The organism is Streptomyces blastmyceticus (genome assembly GCF_039521185.1).
GTDB classification, from domain to species: Bacteria; Actinomycetota; Actinomycetes; order Streptomycetales; family Streptomycetaceae; genus Streptomyces; species Streptomyces blastmyceticus.
In genome coordinates this window covers 299,024-314,374 of the sequence record NZ_BAAABW010000013.1, presented here as the reverse complement: position 1 = coordinate 314,374, position 15,351 = coordinate 299,024, and the positions used below count along the sequence as shown (strand labels likewise).

13 protein-coding genes and 2 pseudogenes are annotated in these 15,351 nt (G+C 67.4%); 11 read left to right on the top strand and 4 right to left on the bottom strand.

All coding sequences use genetic code 11. The features are described 5' to 3' along the window. Positions 1-572: 572 nt before the first annotated feature. Positions 573-2,369, top strand: coding sequence for an endonuclease/exonuclease/phosphatase family protein (locus tag ABD269_RS11610; protein ID WP_344117713.1), 1,797 nt, complete (start codon positions 573-575; stop codon positions 2,367-2,369). A gap of 130 nt (positions 2,370-2,499) precedes the next feature. On the opposite strand, the gene ABD269_RS11605 is transcribed toward ABD269_RS11610, so the two are convergent. Together ABD269_RS11605 and ABD269_RS11600 are read right to left on the bottom strand one after the other, a co-directional pair. Further along, positions 2,500-2,763, bottom strand: coding sequence for a hypothetical protein (locus ABD269_RS11605; RefSeq protein WP_344117712.1), 264 nt, complete (start codon positions 2,761-2,763; stop codon positions 2,500-2,502). Positions 2,764-2,888: 125 nt separating this feature from the next. Continuing rightward, entirely contained in the window at positions 2,889-3,074 is a 186-nt protein-coding gene (locus ABD269_RS11600; protein ID WP_344117711.1) for a hypothetical protein, read from the bottom strand. Positions 3,075-3,353: 279 nt separating this feature from the next. Here ABD269_RS11600 and ABD269_RS11595 point away from each other — a divergent pair, with 279 nt between their 5' ends. Further along, positions 3,354-3,758 carry an Imm32 family immunity protein gene (locus ABD269_RS11595; RefSeq protein WP_344117710.1) on the top strand — a complete coding sequence of 135 codons (405 nt, stop codon included), beginning with the start codon at positions 3,354-3,356 and terminating at the stop codon, positions 3,756-3,758. 12 nt (positions 3,759-3,770) lie between these two features. Here ABD269_RS11595 and ABD269_RS11590 read toward each other — a convergent pair. Together ABD269_RS11590 and ABD269_RS11585 are read right to left on the bottom strand one after the other, a co-directional pair. After that, positions 3,771-3,893, bottom strand: a pseudogene (locus ABD269_RS11590) (IS982 family transposase); the annotation flags it as partial. Positions 3,894-4,323: 430 nt separating this feature from the next. After that, on the bottom strand, positions 4,324-7,260 hold the full coding sequence (locus tag ABD269_RS11585; protein WP_344117709.1) for an AfsR/SARP family transcriptional regulator: 2,937 nt from the start codon (positions 7,258-7,260) through the stop codon (positions 4,324-4,326). A 216-nt stretch (positions 7,261-7,476) separates the two neighbouring features. Between ABD269_RS11585 and ABD269_RS11580 the strand changes: the two genes are divergently transcribed. The 9 genes and pseudogenes from ABD269_RS11580 to ABD269_RS11545 all read left to right on the top strand — a co-directional run bounded on the left by ABD269_RS11580 (position 7,477) and on the right by ABD269_RS11545 (position 15,241). Next, a complete protein-coding gene (locus ABD269_RS11580; protein WP_344117708.1) occupies positions 7,477-7,878 on the top strand; it encodes a hypothetical protein in 402 nt (133 codons plus the stop codon). Positions 7,879-7,964: 86 nt separating this feature from the next. After that, on the top strand, positions 7,965-8,807 hold the full coding sequence (locus tag ABD269_RS11575) for a hypothetical protein (protein WP_344117707.1): 843 nt from the start codon (positions 7,965-7,967) through the stop codon (positions 8,805-8,807). Between the two features lie 294 nt (positions 8,808-9,101). Then, positions 9,102-10,115 (top strand): transposase, encoded by a 1,014-nt coding sequence (locus ABD269_RS11570; protein WP_344117706.1) that lies wholly within the window; start codon positions 9,102-9,104, stop codon positions 10,113-10,115. A gap of 172 nt (positions 10,116-10,287) precedes the next feature. Continuing rightward, positions 10,288-10,785 carry a MarR family winged helix-turn-helix transcriptional regulator gene (locus ABD269_RS11565; protein ID WP_344117705.1) on the top strand — a complete coding sequence of 166 codons (498 nt, stop codon included), beginning with the start codon at positions 10,288-10,290 and terminating at the stop codon, positions 10,783-10,785. A 477-nt stretch (positions 10,786-11,262) separates the two neighbouring features. Next, the gene (locus ABD269_RS11560) at positions 11,263-11,682 is read left to right on the top strand and encodes a nuclear transport factor 2 family protein (protein ID WP_344117704.1); all 420 of its coding nucleotides are present in this window, start codon (positions 11,263-11,265) and stop codon (positions 11,680-11,682) included. Continuing rightward, positions 11,594-12,073 (top strand): annotated as a pseudogene (locus ABD269_RS35330) (RICIN domain-containing protein); the annotation flags it as partial. The gene ABD269_RS11560 and the pseudogene ABD269_RS35330, both read left to right, overlap by 89 nt. A 170-nt stretch (positions 12,074-12,243) precedes the next feature. After that, positions 12,244-12,642, top strand: coding sequence for a P-loop nucleotide/nucleoside kinase family protein (locus ABD269_RS11555; protein WP_344117703.1), 399 nt, complete (start codon positions 12,244-12,246; stop codon positions 12,640-12,642). A 758-nt stretch (positions 12,643-13,400) separates the two neighbouring features. Beyond that, positions 13,401-14,171 (top strand): hypothetical protein, encoded by a 771-nt coding sequence (locus tag ABD269_RS11550; protein ID WP_344117702.1) that lies wholly within the window; start codon positions 13,401-13,403, stop codon positions 14,169-14,171. A 113-nt stretch (positions 14,172-14,284) separates the two neighbouring features. Continuing rightward, the gene (locus ABD269_RS11545) at positions 14,285-15,241 is read left to right on the top strand and encodes a terpene synthase family protein (RefSeq protein WP_344117701.1); all 957 of its coding nucleotides are present in this window, start codon (positions 14,285-14,287) and stop codon (positions 15,239-15,241) included. Positions 15,242-15,351 lie beyond the last annotated feature (110 nt).

Sequence of the window (15,351 nt, the reverse complement as noted above, 5' to 3'; positions counted from 1 at the left end):
GCTGATACGGCCGAGGCGCAAGGCCCGCCACCACGCCGCTGCCCGCCTCCGCGGTCTTATAGCGGCCCGGCAGCATCCCACAGCAACAGCATTACCGGGGCCAGCGCGCCGCCCAGCGACCAGGTCAAATTCCAGCCACCCTGCACAGCGGCGCCGACGTCCGCTGGGCCGGCGGCTCGCGCGTCCTGGCCCGGTCCATGGCCGACGTCGACCGCGTCACGAACAGCCCCTCATGAGGCACCGGCCTGTGACCCGCCCGCCTCGTCCTGACAGACGACGCGCCCGGCCACTTTGAGCCAAGTGCCGGATGATGCCAGCAGGTTGAGTGGTCCAGGAGGAACATCTGAGCGGAAACGAGCACAGGGACGGTCCCCTCTTGGGCGTGGGCGGCGCGGCCGGCTGCCGGTGATGCCGGCTTGGTGCCGCCACGGTCAGTGCGTGGCGTTGGTAGTCCCCCGGGCCGCTCGGCACCGGGGCCGACGGGAGAGGACGGATCATTGACGAGACACAACCATTTGACGACGCCGGGCCCTCGACGACGGTGGACCACGGCTGCGGTCGCCGTCCTAGCGGTGCTGGCGGCGCTGGTCACGAACGTGACGCTGACCGCCGCGGTGGCGCATGCCGTGAATGGCGACGGCACCTCGCCGTTTGCCACGTACAACATGCACGGCTCCGACAACGGTTCACGCTGGACCTCGGAGGTCGCGCCGCTGGCCGCGACCAACCAGGTGGTGGCGCTGCAGGAGGCGGGGGCCGGGCCGCCGTTGCCGGCGCACGACAACGACCGGAGCGAGTTCCGCCAGATCCGCCTGAACCCGAACCGTTCTCCCCAGCCCAGTTCCGTCCAGCGGGTGACCTGGGCGGGCGGCCCGAACGGCAGCAACCGGTATGTGTACTTCCTGCAGACCGACCCGCGCCGGGTCGCCGGTACGAACCTGGACACCTGGGACGGCGGCCAGATGAACCTGGCCTTCGTCACCGACACCCAGGCCGATGACGTCCGCGTGCTGGAGAACCCGTCCTACAACGCGGACCCGAATGCCCCCAACAACCGGTACCGGGCACGTCCCCTGCTCGGTCTGCGGTTCGGGAACACCTGGTACTGGAACACCCACGCCCGCGGCGAGGACGTGCAAGGACTGCTCGGCCGGGTCCGCGACTTCGCGGCCACCGACCACCGGAACTGGGTGCTGGCCGGCGACTTCAACGTGAACATTCTCCACCGCACCGACGCAGATGCCCGCAACCAGTCGCTGCAGCTGCGCGCGGATGAGTCCCTGCTGCGCACCGGCCAGGTGACGTACATCGGCGGCAACACCCCGAGCGAGCTGGACTACGCGATCACGCGCGGCATCCCGGGAGGGTTCACCGCAACTGTCCCCCGGGGCGGCGGATCCGACCACGTGCCGGTGGAGTTCGCCCGCACCCCGCCGCCGGTCAGGGCACCGGCCCCGGCCCACGTCTTCCACAGCGTGCTGGCCGCTCCGACCGGCGGTCTGCTGCAGGAGAACCCGAACCGTTCGATCACCATCGGGGACGCCCGCTACAACGGCAGCCAGACCTTCGGGATGTTCACCACCGACGCGCTCACCCACTACCTCCAGAACATCGACACCGGAGACTGCATCGCGATCGCGCCCGGCGCCCGCCGGGCCGCGTCCACCCCGGTCGTCGCCGGCAAGTGTGACGACCCGCGCGCGCAGTGGACCATCGCCCACCTCGACGACCCCCCGGCATGGAACGACGACAACGGCGGACCGCAACGCTGGCGCAACGTGGCCGACCCCGGACTCTGCCTGACCCCGGCCGGTACGTCGGTGACCGCCGCGCCGTGCACCCAGAACGCCGCCCAGCTCTGGTGGGACAACGCCTCGTCCCTCCCCGCGAACTGGCAGACGACCGGCAACAACGTACGCCTGGAATCCTCATGGCTCGGAGGCCGACTGCGCAGGGCCGGCAACGTCCCCGGAACCTTCGTCTACACCCAGCCCACACCACCCCGGTCGTGGTGGATCTACTGGCTGCTCTGGGAACGCAAGGACTTCGGCTGGAACATCCAGCGGATCAGCCGGGACGACAACCTCGTCCGGTTCCAGAGCCTGGACGGCGACAACCTGTGCCTGGGCAGCCGGGACGTCCACGCCGGCACGCAGACAGAGGCCATGATCTACAAGTGCGACGATGCCCGCGGCGTCGCCGGAGCCGGCCAGCGATGGCTGGCCGAGGCATACCCGGACGGAAGCGTCCGGTACCGCAACGAGGCCAACCACCTGTGCCTGCTGGCCCCCGACGCCGACCACGGCCGCGTCACCCTCTATAAGTGCCAGGACATCCCCGCCGAACGCTGGAACGCAGTCAGCCCCTGAACCCACCGGGCCGCCTGGGCCACCGCACGGCCGGCCCAGGCGGCCCATTCCCCATGGGCTTCGTGCGTGATCAGGCGGAGGTGGCCGATGCCGCCGACCACTGATGTGGTCCTACGTTCTCGTCGAGACCTCACCACCTGTGTGCCGACGAGAAACCCTGCCAGGTGCTCGGACCGACGAGGGAAGCGAGATCCGCGAAAGCATCGGCAAGGAGAATCGGACAGCCGCGCGTATCACCCGCCAGCCAATCGAGTCTCACCCGGACGAGGACAGCGATACCGCACCTCGCAGCCAGCGACGCGATGTACGGTGGCACGCCCTGATGTTCGAGCGTGGCGACGATCACATCGGTCACGTGCGAGATTTCCGGGGTACGCAGCGGTGCGCTCGGCACAGGCGCAGCTCCTCTCCCACAGCCGTTACGACACCCTCCAGCGCCGCATCCACCTGTTCACCTAATTCTTCTCAACCGTGACTCCGCCCCGGAGGTGCGCGCCTCCTGCAGAATCCGCGATTGCGCTAACAATGGAGTCGCTTAGTTAGCAGCGGATTAGCAAATCCGGGACTTCCTTGTACGTCGCCCTGCCCGAAGATGTGCGGGTACGACACGATGTCGTCGGGGAACTCGGCAGCCATGCACTGGAACTCCGGGCTGCCGAACGCCGTGGCGAGAGCCTCGGTCGACTCCCAGATCGCGACGTTCATGAGAAGTTGACTGTCCGCCGTTCCCTTTCCGTCTACATGGAGACGAATCCCGGCTGAGCCTTCATGAACTCCGCCTCCCTCCGGAAGGAGGTCAGGAACGCTTCAGTCCGCGGCTGATGACCAGCGCACAGCCGGTGCTGCGGATCAGCTCCCCTGGTTGCCCGACTTCCCCCAGATCAGTGGATCCGATGTGCGTGACCACGCCTCACGGGTTTGCTCGCCGATGGGTAGGGTGGATGATCTTCGCAGCCCCATCCCGACCTTGCAGGAGCGACGCCCATGATTCTCGTGCCCGACCCCATCTTCGACGAAGTGGAACTCACTGGGTCGGCGACAGAGCTGGCCCGCTTGGCAGGCATGGTGGCCGAGGGCGAGGGATTCATCAGCTCTGTGTCTGCGACTGCGCCGGACAGCGAGACCTTGGCGGAGGTCGAAGTCAGGGAAGCTCCCGGGCCTGGAGTGTTGATTCATCTCGACTCCCAGCGTCGGATCCTTGTGATCAGCGGCGATCCCGTCGCCAGGGCTCTCTTCGCGGACAATCTCGATGCCATGGCCACCGCCATGGCTGCCGTGGACGGCGGCGGCCACCGCCACATCGACCACTTTCCCGGGCATCCTTACCTTGTTGAGGGATCGATGTCCTTGGTCGTCGGCATCGCCGGTGAAGGTCCGCCGACTCGATGAGCAGGACTGCGATCAATGGTCGTAGGCGATCAGCGAGCGGGTGACTGGTGCGCCGATGGCGTTGTCGTGCCAGATGCCTGCGGCCATCGCCAGGATGCGTTGGGCGACGCGGATAGCGGTGCCCTCGATGCCCCGCTCGGCGAGGTCCCAAGCGATTCGACTCCGGCCGTCAGACGCTCCGCGTCTCGCTTCACCGTCACCAGGGTCATGTTCGACGAGACCGCCAAGCCGGCCGCGTCGTCCGCCGCCGAGTTGATCCGATACCCCGACGCCAGCATCTTGGACAGGTCTAGCTCGTTTTGTCCGTCGACGACCACGTAGTACTGGCATAGGGGCATGTTGATCATCCCGCAACATAGCCACCCCCACGCCGCCGGGGAACCTCCGCTACGCAATCAGTCACCTCATGGGCAGGGGAGAATTTGCGTCGCTTCCACAGAGATTCCCACCATCCGCCAAACGAGCAGTCGAGCGACAAACCTCGGCATCAACGGCTCGATCCGGTCCCGCATCACATCAGTGATCCCTGATCGGACAGACATCTCCAATCAGGGACATGACCACCTCACGGCGACGATGGTCGCGCCGGAGCATTCGTCTGGTTAATGTCGCCGATCATCCTCCACAGCCGCAGCGCCCGCTCTCGGTGCTGGTGCGCCAGCTGATGGGCGCCGACGGCGGCGTCCAGGTCGCCGATCAGTTGCCAGCAGGCGGCCTCGTCCTGTCGGTCGCCGTGCCGGTGGAACAGGCCCGCCGCGCGCTCCAACGCCGGGCTCGCCCGGTCCCGGTCGTGTTGACCGGCGTACACGCGGCCGACTTCCAGCAGCGTGTACGCGGCACACCGCTCGTCGGCCAGTTCCTCGAAGGTGGCCAGCGCCTGCCCCAGGCAGCGCAGCGCCTCGTCCGGATCACCACGTCGATCGTGCAGCCGACTGAACCGCCGCAGAACCACGGCCACGCGATGCCCGTCGCCCAGTGCCCTGGCCTGGCTCAAGGCCTCGTCGAACCATGACTCCGCCTCGTCGAGCTTGCCCTGCATGAGCATCATCACGGCCATGGAGCAGGACAGCTGCGCTTCGATGTGCCGGTCGCCCTCACCGACCGCGATGGCCAGCGCGTGCTCGACACGTTCGAGGGCTTCGTCGTCACGGCCCTGCACCCGGCTGACCGTACCCAGCATGGCAACCGACAGCGCCTCGCCGCGTTTGTCCCCACCGTCCTGGCACAGCCCGAGGGAGGACTCCAGGGCCTGGGTGGCCCGATCGAACTCGTCTTGGTAGATGTGCAGCTGGCCAAGACCGCGTAGCAGCACCGATGCGCCGCGCGCATTGCCAGCGGCCTTGGCCGCGTCCAGCGCGAGTCGGTGCCCGTGCTGCCAGTCCTGATAGAGACACCGGTGGTCGTAGTAGGTCGCCGTGCCGGCCGCCAGCTCCCAGGCCAACTCGTCCAGGCCCCAGTCCACGGCCAGTTTCACGGCGCCGAGCAGGTTGTCGCGTTCCGCGTCGAACCAGCCGAGCGGGTCGGCCATCAGCCGGTCCACGACCGCATCGGGCAGCGACCGGCGCGGTGCCGAGCCGGGCGCGGCTGCCAGCAGCCCGGCTGCCGGCAGCCGGTCGGTGCCGCGCCCAATCAGCTCAAGCCAGACGGACAGCACCCGGATGATCGCGTCCCGCTTGTCCGTCACCAGCAGCTGGGCGGCGATCTCCACGGCACAGGTCCTGATCAGGTCGTGCAACCGGTAGCGCGGCTCGCCGAGGGCGTCGGTGGCGGTCAGCCGCACCAGGCTGGCGTCGACGAGGGTGTCCAGCACTTCGTCGCCGTCCGAGCGGTCCAGCAGCGGGCCGACCACCCAGCCGGGCAGGGTGTAAGCGCCGAGCAGACCCAGCAGACTCAGCGCGCGCACCGCGTCGGCCGGCAGCAGCCGCAGGCTCAGATCGACGCTGGCCCGAACGCTGAGATCCCCGATCCTCAGCTCGGCCAGCCGCCGGGACTCGTCCTCGATTCGTTCCCGCAGCACCCGCAGCGACCAGGCCGGGCGGCCGGTGAGTTTGGCGCTGGCGATCCGGATCGCCAGCGGCAGGTTGCCGCAGCAGTCGAGGATCGCGTCGGCCTCCGCCGGTTCCCGCTCGACCCGCCGTCGCCCGATGATGCCCGTGAACAACTCCCGCGCCTCTGCGGGGCTCAGCACGTCCAGGTCGATGTGCCGGGCGCCGGGAAGTTGCGTCAGCAGAGTGCGGCTGGTGATCAGCACGGCACAACCGTCGGCCCCGGGCAGCAACGGCAGCACTTGATCGGCGCGACCGGCATCGTCCAGCACCACCAGCATCCGGCGGTCCGCCAGCAACGACCGGTAGAGCGCGGCCCGTTCGGACAGGCCGTTCGGGATCGCGCTGCCGGCGATCGACAGTGCACGCAGCACCTCGGCCAGCATCAGCGCCGGGTCCCGCGGCTCGTCCGATGTCCCGGCGAGGTTGAGGTAGAGCTGGCCGTCGGGGAAGAGCGGGCTCGCCAGCCGCGCCGCGTGCGTCACCAGACAGGACTTGCCAACACCTGGGCCGCCCACGATGACGGCCACCGGAGCCCGGTTCGACGCCGACACGTCGAGCAATCGGGCGACCTCGGCCAGCGCGTCGGCTCGGCCCACGAAGTCGGGTACATCGAGCTGCAGTTGGCGCACCGGCATCGCCATTGCCGGTCCGGGGGCCGCCGGGGCAGGGCTCTGCGGTGGCGTGGCCGGGGGGCCGTTTGCCGGGATCGTAGCCGCCAGGGCGGGATCTGCGGTCAGGATGCGCTGATGCAGCGCCTGCAGCGGTGGGGTGGGGTCGACACCGAGTTCGTCGGCCAGTGTCCGGCGCAGCCGCTCGTACGCCTGCAGCGCCTCGCCCTGTCTTCGACACCGGTAGAGGGCGACCATCAGGTGTTCGGCGACCTGCTCGTCGTAGGGGTGCTCGCGGAGCAGGACGGTCAGTTCGTCGATGACCTCTCGATGACGCCCCAGGTCGAGTTCGATGGCCAGGCACTGTTTGTGCGTGGCCGCGCGTTTCTCGTTCAGTCGTGCCGCATCGATCTCCAGGGCTTGGCCGGGAGTGTCGACCAGGGCGTTTCCGCGCCAGCAAGCGAGCGCCCGCCGCAGCGCGGCTGCTGTCTCGAGCGGGGTCGTGTGCTGTTCGGCGAGGTGTCGCTGGTGGTCGAACTCCAGCAAGTCGAGCTGATCTTGAGCCAGGTGGATCTCGTAGCCGCCGCGCCGCGTACTGATCAAGGAGCCGGGTGCTCCGCAGGCGACGAGGTTGCGGCGCAGCCCGGAGACAGCGTCCTGGACCTGGCGGACCGCAGTGGCGGGGGCGTTCGTGTCCCACATCACGGCGACGAGCCGTTCCATGGCGACGATGTTGTTGGCGTCGATCAGAAGTGCTGCCAGCATCTTGGCCTGCCGCGGCCCGTTCAACGGGACGGCGCGTCCGGCGATCTGGGCGTGCAACGGCCCCAATAAGCCGAATCTCATGCTCCCCCTGGTACGTGACGATGAGCGCCGATCCCCCCTGGCTGACCTCACGCTAGGACGAATCTAGGACGGCCGACGGAGCTGTGTCCATAGCATCTCCGCAGCACGGCTCACCGAAGACGCATGGGCAGGCAACACGCGCACCGCTGCGCCGCTCCATACTCACCGCCGCACCACTGCCGATCGGCAGAACGACAGAAGGAGCACTCATCAACCATGGCTCGCAACTGGAAGACCTTCGGCGCACTGGCAGTCGCAGGTTGCTGCGCCACGATCGGCCTCACCACGGGCGCCGCTGAGGCGCAGACGCAAATAAAGACCAGCAACGTCACGCAATTCGGTTCGTACAACGATTCCGGCAGAACCGGCAACTACCAGTTCGTGGCGAACAATTGGGACAGCCGCTACCAGCGCTACCAGCAGTCGTTCGTCTGGGTGTCGGGGCCGGACGGCGGCAAGGACATGGCCCACTGCCTCCGGGGCAACGGCGGGGCAAACTGGTACGAGTCCTCGATCGTCGCGCGCAACGGTACGAACTCCTCGCACTACGACTGCACCAGCAACGGCACCTACAACCGGGGTTTCGACCAGGTGGGCGTCGACCTGAGCAACTGGTGACAGGTGCCTGATCAGGCAACAGGAGCCCTGGTGCGCCCCGTTCGGGGCGTACCAGGGCACACCAGTCAAAGGAGGAGGCCCGGACGATGCTGGGCAAACACAAGACCCTTGCGGTCGCGCTGGCCGCGGTCATTGCCGCGATGGTCGCGGCGGGGTTCGCGTATTTCCCGTCCGACGACAGCCAGACGGCCCGGGCCACGGCCGACACCCGCCGATTCGTGCTGATCCTGGCAGGTGCTTCCGGCCAGTCGGAGTCGGCAAAATTCGACCTTGAGGTTGCCGCTCGCACGGAGGCCCTGACATCCACATGCATGAAGTCACACGGCTTCCAGTACCTGCCCAAGAACCCGCACAGCGTGGTCGATGTCGAGGACGCATCAGACTTCTCGAGCCTCGACTACGCGCGCAAGCACGGGTTCGGAATATCGGTGTTTCCTCACTTCGCCCCTGAGGCCACGGCAGCAAAGAGCTACCTGAAGACCCTTTCCGCTGCTTCCCTCAAGGCTTACGATGCGACTCTTCCCGGTTGCGTCGACAGCTCACAGCGTACAACCGAAAAGGAATATGGAATCCCGGAGGCGAACTCCGAGTGGGCCCGGGTGGACGGAGAGGTCCAACACGACAGACGCTACCAATCGGCACTTGAGACCTGGAGATCCTGTGCGGCGGCAGCCGGCCATCCGGCGCAGTCCCGTCTCGCGCTCATCACGGACCTGCGCAAGGAATACACGTCCGTGATGGCCGGCATTCAGAGTGGGAACCAAGTGCTGCCCCAGGACCAACTGGCGGCGCTGGCCGCTCAGAATCCTAAGTGGCGGAAGTTCCATCAATCGGAACTCGATGCCGCCGTGGCGACATTTCCCTGCTCGCAAGCCGCCGATCGGACGTATGTTTCCATATTCCTTCAGTACCTGAACCGGAACAGTTGAGGGCGGCGCGCCAACTTGACTCTGTCGGGGATCTTGGAGTTTCCCGGTGCGCCAGCATGATCAGCGGGCATGCTCTGGGCTGTTTCGAAGACCGATGCAGTTGTCGAGGTGTCTGTTGTCGCTCCGTCCCCGTTCCGGTGAGCAAGTCCCGTCTCTGACCGCGCAGATCGCACGGGCGAGCAATCCGGGATCCTCGCCGCCGGCGACGACGCCTGCCGGCTGCTGGAGCGCCTCCACCGGCACGGACCGGGCTACCGGCACGGCCTACAGGACGAGGCCCTGCGGCAGATCGTCGTGCAGAACTACTACTGTGATGCGGGAGGCCGCCTGCGCTGGCGCACCGCCGAGGACGGCAGGCTGCCGCCCTCATCAGGAGCGATCGTCTCTCCCTACGACACCACCGCTCGCTACGTCCGCCATGGGCACATCATCCGCTGGAAGGGGTTCGCCGCCCACCTCACCGAGACGTGCGCCCCTGGCAGCGTCAATGTGATCACGGATGTGGCCACCACCTCGGCCGCCACGAGCGACGCCCAGGTGCTGCCCGGCCTCCACACTCGACTGGCGCGGCGTGGGCTGCTGCCCGCCGAGCACCTGGTCGACGGCGGATACACCTCCCTGGTCCACCTGGAACGCGCCACCCGCGAACACCAGGTCACCGTCAGCGGCCCACTACCGGGCAACCCCACCCGCCAGCACCGCAAGAACGAAGGCTTCGACCGGGACGACTCCCACATCGACTTCGACCGCCAGCAGGTCACCTGCCCCCAAGGCCAGGTCAGCCAGGGATGGCACGGCCCCTACCCGACCTCCTCGCCCACCGCCGCCCCGCTGATCGTGGCACGGTTCACCAAGAGCCAGTGCCGCCCCTGCCCGGCCCGCACCCGCTGCACCACCACCGCCGACAGCGCCCGAACCGTCGGCTTTCCCCCACGAGAACTCCGCGTCCGCACCGAGCAGCAGACACCCGAATGGAAGGCCCGCTACGCGGTCCGCTCCGGAGTGGAAGGCCGTCCCTTCAACACGCCCGCCGACCACATTCCAGACCTACCTGGACCAACAGAGGATCCCCCGGTCAACGTCGGCGGACCCTCGGCGCCTGACCTCGCCCCCCAAGATTCCCGACGGAGTCAAGTTAGGCACAAGTCCCACGCGAGAACGTCATCCGGAATGGCCGGCATCGAGGCCACGCGACTGAGCACGTTCACCGGCATCCCGCATGCAGCCATGACACGTGCCGGTCGGATCCGGCTGGTGAGGGCGAAGGGGGACGAGCAAAGAGGTCCACACCACGCCGAGATCACGTGAGTGTTCAAGTGATCAAGGTGGATCGAGCAGGACCCAGACCGCCCTCTTGTCCGCCCGAGAGGGCTTGGCCGGGGCATGGCCTGATCTGCCGGGCCTGCAGCCCTGCGCACCCCTGCCGGAATCGGATGATCCAGGCCTCTGTTCGCGGCAGCGAGGCTGATACGCTCACGAAATGACCACCCCCGACATGTCGCAGCAGGCGGACGAGCCCGCCGACTTGTGGCTGACGCCGACCGAACTGGCGTCATGGATGTCGGTGGTGCGCCTGATCACCCGGCTGCCCTGGGCCATCGACGCCCAGTTGCAGCGCGACGCAGAACTGAGCATGGTCGAGTACATGACCCTGGCGGTGCTGGCCGAGGCCCCCGAGCGGACCTTGCGCATGAGTGCGCTGGCCGAGCACACGAGCTCGTCGCTGTCCCGTCTGTCGCACCTGGTGAAACGGCTGGAAATCCGTGGCTATGTCCGGCGCGAACCCGACCCGGACGACGGGCGTTTCACCCACGCCGTCCTGCTTCCCGACGGCATGAGGAAACTGGAATCGGCCGCGCCCGGCCACGTGGCCCACATCCGGCACCTCGTGGTGGGCAACCTGTCCGGCGAGCGCCTGCGTCGACTCGGCCAGGACGCCGAGCGCATCCTGCAGCGCATCGACTCGCCCGCACGCTGAGCGCACCGGGCTGCGCGAGGCGCCGCCGTGACACCCCGTCCGCGATCGGTTCGTTCCGGCGTACTTGCCGACCGAGCCGGCGTCACCACATCTCGCCGGCACCACCGGATCGCTCAACTCCATCTGGTTGTCGGGGCGTTCGAAACCACTCCTGCCGACAGTCTTGCGTGCGGCGATGACTTGAGTGTTAAAGTGATTGGCGCATCGATCCCAAGTTGTCCCGCCTGACCGTGTTCACTCGCACCAGGTTTTTCAGTCCTGCCCGAGATCGCTCCGGCGCTGTCACAGGCCCTTGAGCGCTACCAGCAACGGCCTCGCGGGATCGCAAGCCCAGCTCCATGACACGGCGAGCTCGACGCACAGCCAGGCGCGGCGCGGAGCCCTGAGCCGACCGGTGCCACTTCGCGCCTTCTCACGCACCGACCGAGCGGTTCCAACGGCAGTTGGAACCGACAGCACGAAGCAGGAGAATCCGAAATGTCACTCGACAACGAGAAGATCATTCGCAACGCCTACCAGGTCGCCGAGGACCAGGACGTCGCCGGGTGGGTCGCGGCCTTCACCGAAGACGGGGCCTTCACGGATATGTCCGTCCCGCTCACATACCGCGGTCCGGAGGAGCTCGGGAAAACGGTCGAGGTCTACGCGAAGGCGTTCCCCGACATGCACCGCGAGCTCGGTCGGTTCTACGTCTCCGGCGACGTGGTCATCGTGCAGCTGCGTCTGCAGGGCACCCACCTCGGCCCGCTGGAGCTCCCTTCGGGCACCGTACCCGCGACCGGCAAGCGCATCGACGCCCCGTGCTGCGATGTGTTCGAGCTGGTCGACGGCAAGATACAGCGCTTCGACTGCTACGCGGAGGGGTCCGTCATCGCCGCCCAGCTCGGCCTGGCCTGAGGCCCGTACGGGGGGCGAAATCGTTCCGCCGATGCCGGACTTCTCCAGCCGTCCGAAAACCATCGGCGCCATCGCCGCAACGTCGGGACGGAATGCCTCGCCCCTCCGAAGGGAAAGACGTCTTTCCTTGTGCTCCAGAACAGTTGACGGAGGGAAATATACGCGGAACTCGCGCATCGTTCGTAAGCGGCTGTGGCACAGGCGAGCCGTCGCGACGCTGTTGGCGGTGGGACCCGCGCAACCCGCCTCGGTGACCTCGCAGCCGCCCAAGTACACGATCGTCAGCGTGCCGAGCGGCAAGGTCCTCGATGCCGAGGGCGGCGGCACCGCGAACGGGACGCCGACGATCCTGTATCCGGACCACCACAGGCCGAACCAGGAGTTCCAGCCCGAGAACGCAGCCGTGCAACGGCTCCGCCGGGCAGCAGTGGCGGCTCCTGCGGCACTGACCTCCGCACCGACCTCGCCCCCCTGGTCCATGCAGGCGCGAGGTTCGAGAACGGCCCCCTGGTCGAGCGCGAGGCAGCCGCATGACGCGACGCTCGACACTGGTCGCCGTCAGTGGCCCGCCCGGCAGGCAAAACCACGCTGGCGCACGCCCTGGCCGGCGCGCCCGCTTGGCCGGCCCTCTGCCGCGACGAGATCCAAGAGCGGCTGGCCGCTACCGGTGCCGATCCCGCCGATCGCCTGGACCTGAAGACGCTGGAGGGGTTCTCTCGCACGATCGGCGACCATTTGAAGTACGGAACGAGCCTGGTGGCGGAGGCGGCCTTCCGGGATCTCCTATGGAGTCCGGGCTTGGAGCCGCTCGCGGACCTTGCCGGCATCCGCATCGTTCGCAGAGTCGTCGACCCTGAACTCGCCCGCGTGGGAATCAGCCGCCGAGCCGATGCCCGCAATGTTGACCAGCACGTCCAGCCGACCGTAACTCTTCCGCCACACCCGCGATCCGTGCGGTGACCGCAGGCTCGGAGACGTGCGTGACGTGTGGGACGATCACCGAACCAGGTATTACTGAAATCGGGTTGCCCGACAATTCACTCTGTGGTGTGGCGTTCACCCACGTGGCGCATCACGTGCTCCTCTGCGCGGCATGCACACGTCGTGGAGATTCCAACGTGCTTGCCGTTGGCGGGAGTTATGGTCGCCAGTGCGCTCACCACTGCCCCTTCGGCGCACGCCGAGAGCATCAGCCTTCCGCTCCGGTCCACTGTCGCGGCACTCCCCGCGGCTGACGAGGAAGGCACTGGCTACGACCGGGGCTCGTTCCGTCACTGGATCGACGCCGATCATGACGGCTGCACCACCCGATCCAAGGTGGTGCCGGAGGAAGCCGTAGGCCGCCCCTCACCGGCCGGTGCACCCTCAACGGCGGCCGCTGGTACAGCTGGTACGTCGACATCCATGCCGCCCACGCCTGAGCCCTGGGCATCGAACTCGCCCCCTCGCGGAGGCATGGGACTCCGGGGCCTCCGCCTGGACACCTGAGCGGCACGAACGCTATGCCAACGGCCTGACCGGCCCCCGGGTGGTGGTCGCGGCCACCGTCCGGTCAAACTGCCGGACAGCTGGCCAGGACCCATTCCAGCGGCCCCCTGGCGCCGTCATCTGCCGCTACGTGTCCGACTGGACAGCCATCGCCTCCCTCTCGAAAGTGCGCACAGGGCATGCGAGTTCGCGCCTGCCCGGACCCGTCACGGAAAGGGATCCGTATCACCGTGAACAACCCTCCGCAGGGATTTGCCTCATCAGCGGCCATCCTTGTGATCACCGTGATCTTTGTGGTCTGGTGGCTGACGCTCATCGTCTGGTGTTCGGTCCGGGCGAGGCGTCGCGGCAAGCTCCGTCACGCCATTGTCGTGGTCCTTCTGGTCACTCTGGCTGCCGCGGCCGAGACGCCTTACGACGCTCTCATCAATTGGCAGTGGTTCAACAGCAGGGAAGGTCCGGTCCTCTACACGGCCTTTCAGCGCGGCATGCCTCTGTGGGGAGCGCTGACCTACGGGGCCTGGATCGGGACCATGGCGGTGATCGGTCTCTGGGCCAAAGAGAACGGCTGGTCGAAGCGGGCCCTGTGGAAGGTGTTCGCCGCACTGGTGGTGTTCGACTTCGCAGGCGAGTCTCTCATGATGCACTTCGGTGTGGCCGTGTACTACGGCCATCAGTCGCCGCGGCTGCTGGAGGTCCCCGTGGTCTGGCCATTCGTTTTCACGGGCAGTTTCCTGCTCATCGGGATGGTCTTCCACCATCTCATTCCGAAACTCTCGGGCGCTCGGTCCGTGGCCGTGATTCCCATGGGCATCGGAGTTGTCTTTGCTGCGGGATGCTTTCTGGGATGGCCGTCGATGGTCGCCCTCGGAATGAATCTCGCATCACCGTGGACGGATGTCATGGCAGCGATCACTGTGGCGACAGTCCTGTACTGGTTCGGGGTGGTCGCGAACACGCCGTCCGCGGCTCCGGCAAGGCCGGTCCCGGACAGTGAGTGAGAACACTGTTGCGCCCGGTCCATGCTGTCCAGTGCGCTTGCGCGCGCTGGTGACGGCGAACCCTGGCTCTGTGCGCCATGACCGTCTCAACTGCGGCCTGGCAAGGACAGTCCATGACTGACAGCACATCAAACCCATTGGTACACCTGGGCTTTGAGCAGATGCTGGTGTGGGCTCGGGAACAAGGCCTGGTGACGGGTGGGCCGGGAGAGCGCCGACTGGCAGCGATGCGCCTGGACGTACTGGCCGGCGGTGCTCTGCGGCATGCGGCCGCGGAAGATGTGCTACTCACGGAGCAGTGGGCGGCGTTCATCTGCTGGGTGGACGACCACATCGACCGCGGTAATCTGGCACGTTCGGCTGGATCATTGGAAGCCTTCACGGCGCAGCTGCGCCAGGCACTCGATCCGGTGGCGGACCGGTCCGAGGCGCCGACGCCCGTCGCGTCCGTCCTGGCCGGACTGTGGGAGCGGACCGCGGAGGGAATGCCGGCGCGGTGGCGGGAGCGCTTCACCCGGGAGTACGTGGACTTCCTTGATGCCACAGAGCAGGAGGTGGCGCTGCGGGACGCCGGGACCCGGCTCTCCCTGGCGCAGTATGTACAGCTGCGTCGCCGCACGATCACTGTGCTGCCCATGCTCACCGTCCTGGAACGCACTGGTCATGCCGTGATGGTGGAGGACCCTCTGGTCGATGCAGGGGTGAGGAGCCTTCGGTGGGCCCTGGCCGACATCTCGGGATGGGCCAACGACCTGGCCTCAGGATCCGATGATGCGCTGGCGGGTCAGGACAACCTCGTCGCTGTCATCGCCCGCGAGGAAGGCTGTTCCACGGCCCTGGCGCGCGGCCGGGCCAGATCCATGATCGACCAGCGCTGCCGGGACTTCGCCTCGCAGGCACAGGCTTTACGGACCACGCATGTGCCGTCCGGCCACACGAAGCAACTGAGCCGCTACGTGGACCTGGTGGAAAGGTTCATGTCGGCGACTTTGCACTGGCTCTCCACCACCGGCCGTTTCACCGTCGGCCCGGACACATCTGCCGCAGCCCGTACGCCGACGGCGTGGTGACGCTCGACCCGCACTCTTCTGCAGTCTCCAGCGGCCGGCGGCAAGCCGGACGCGACGGACACCGTGCTGGAAACGGACACCCTATGCGACCCCCTTTGCTCCCCACCGGA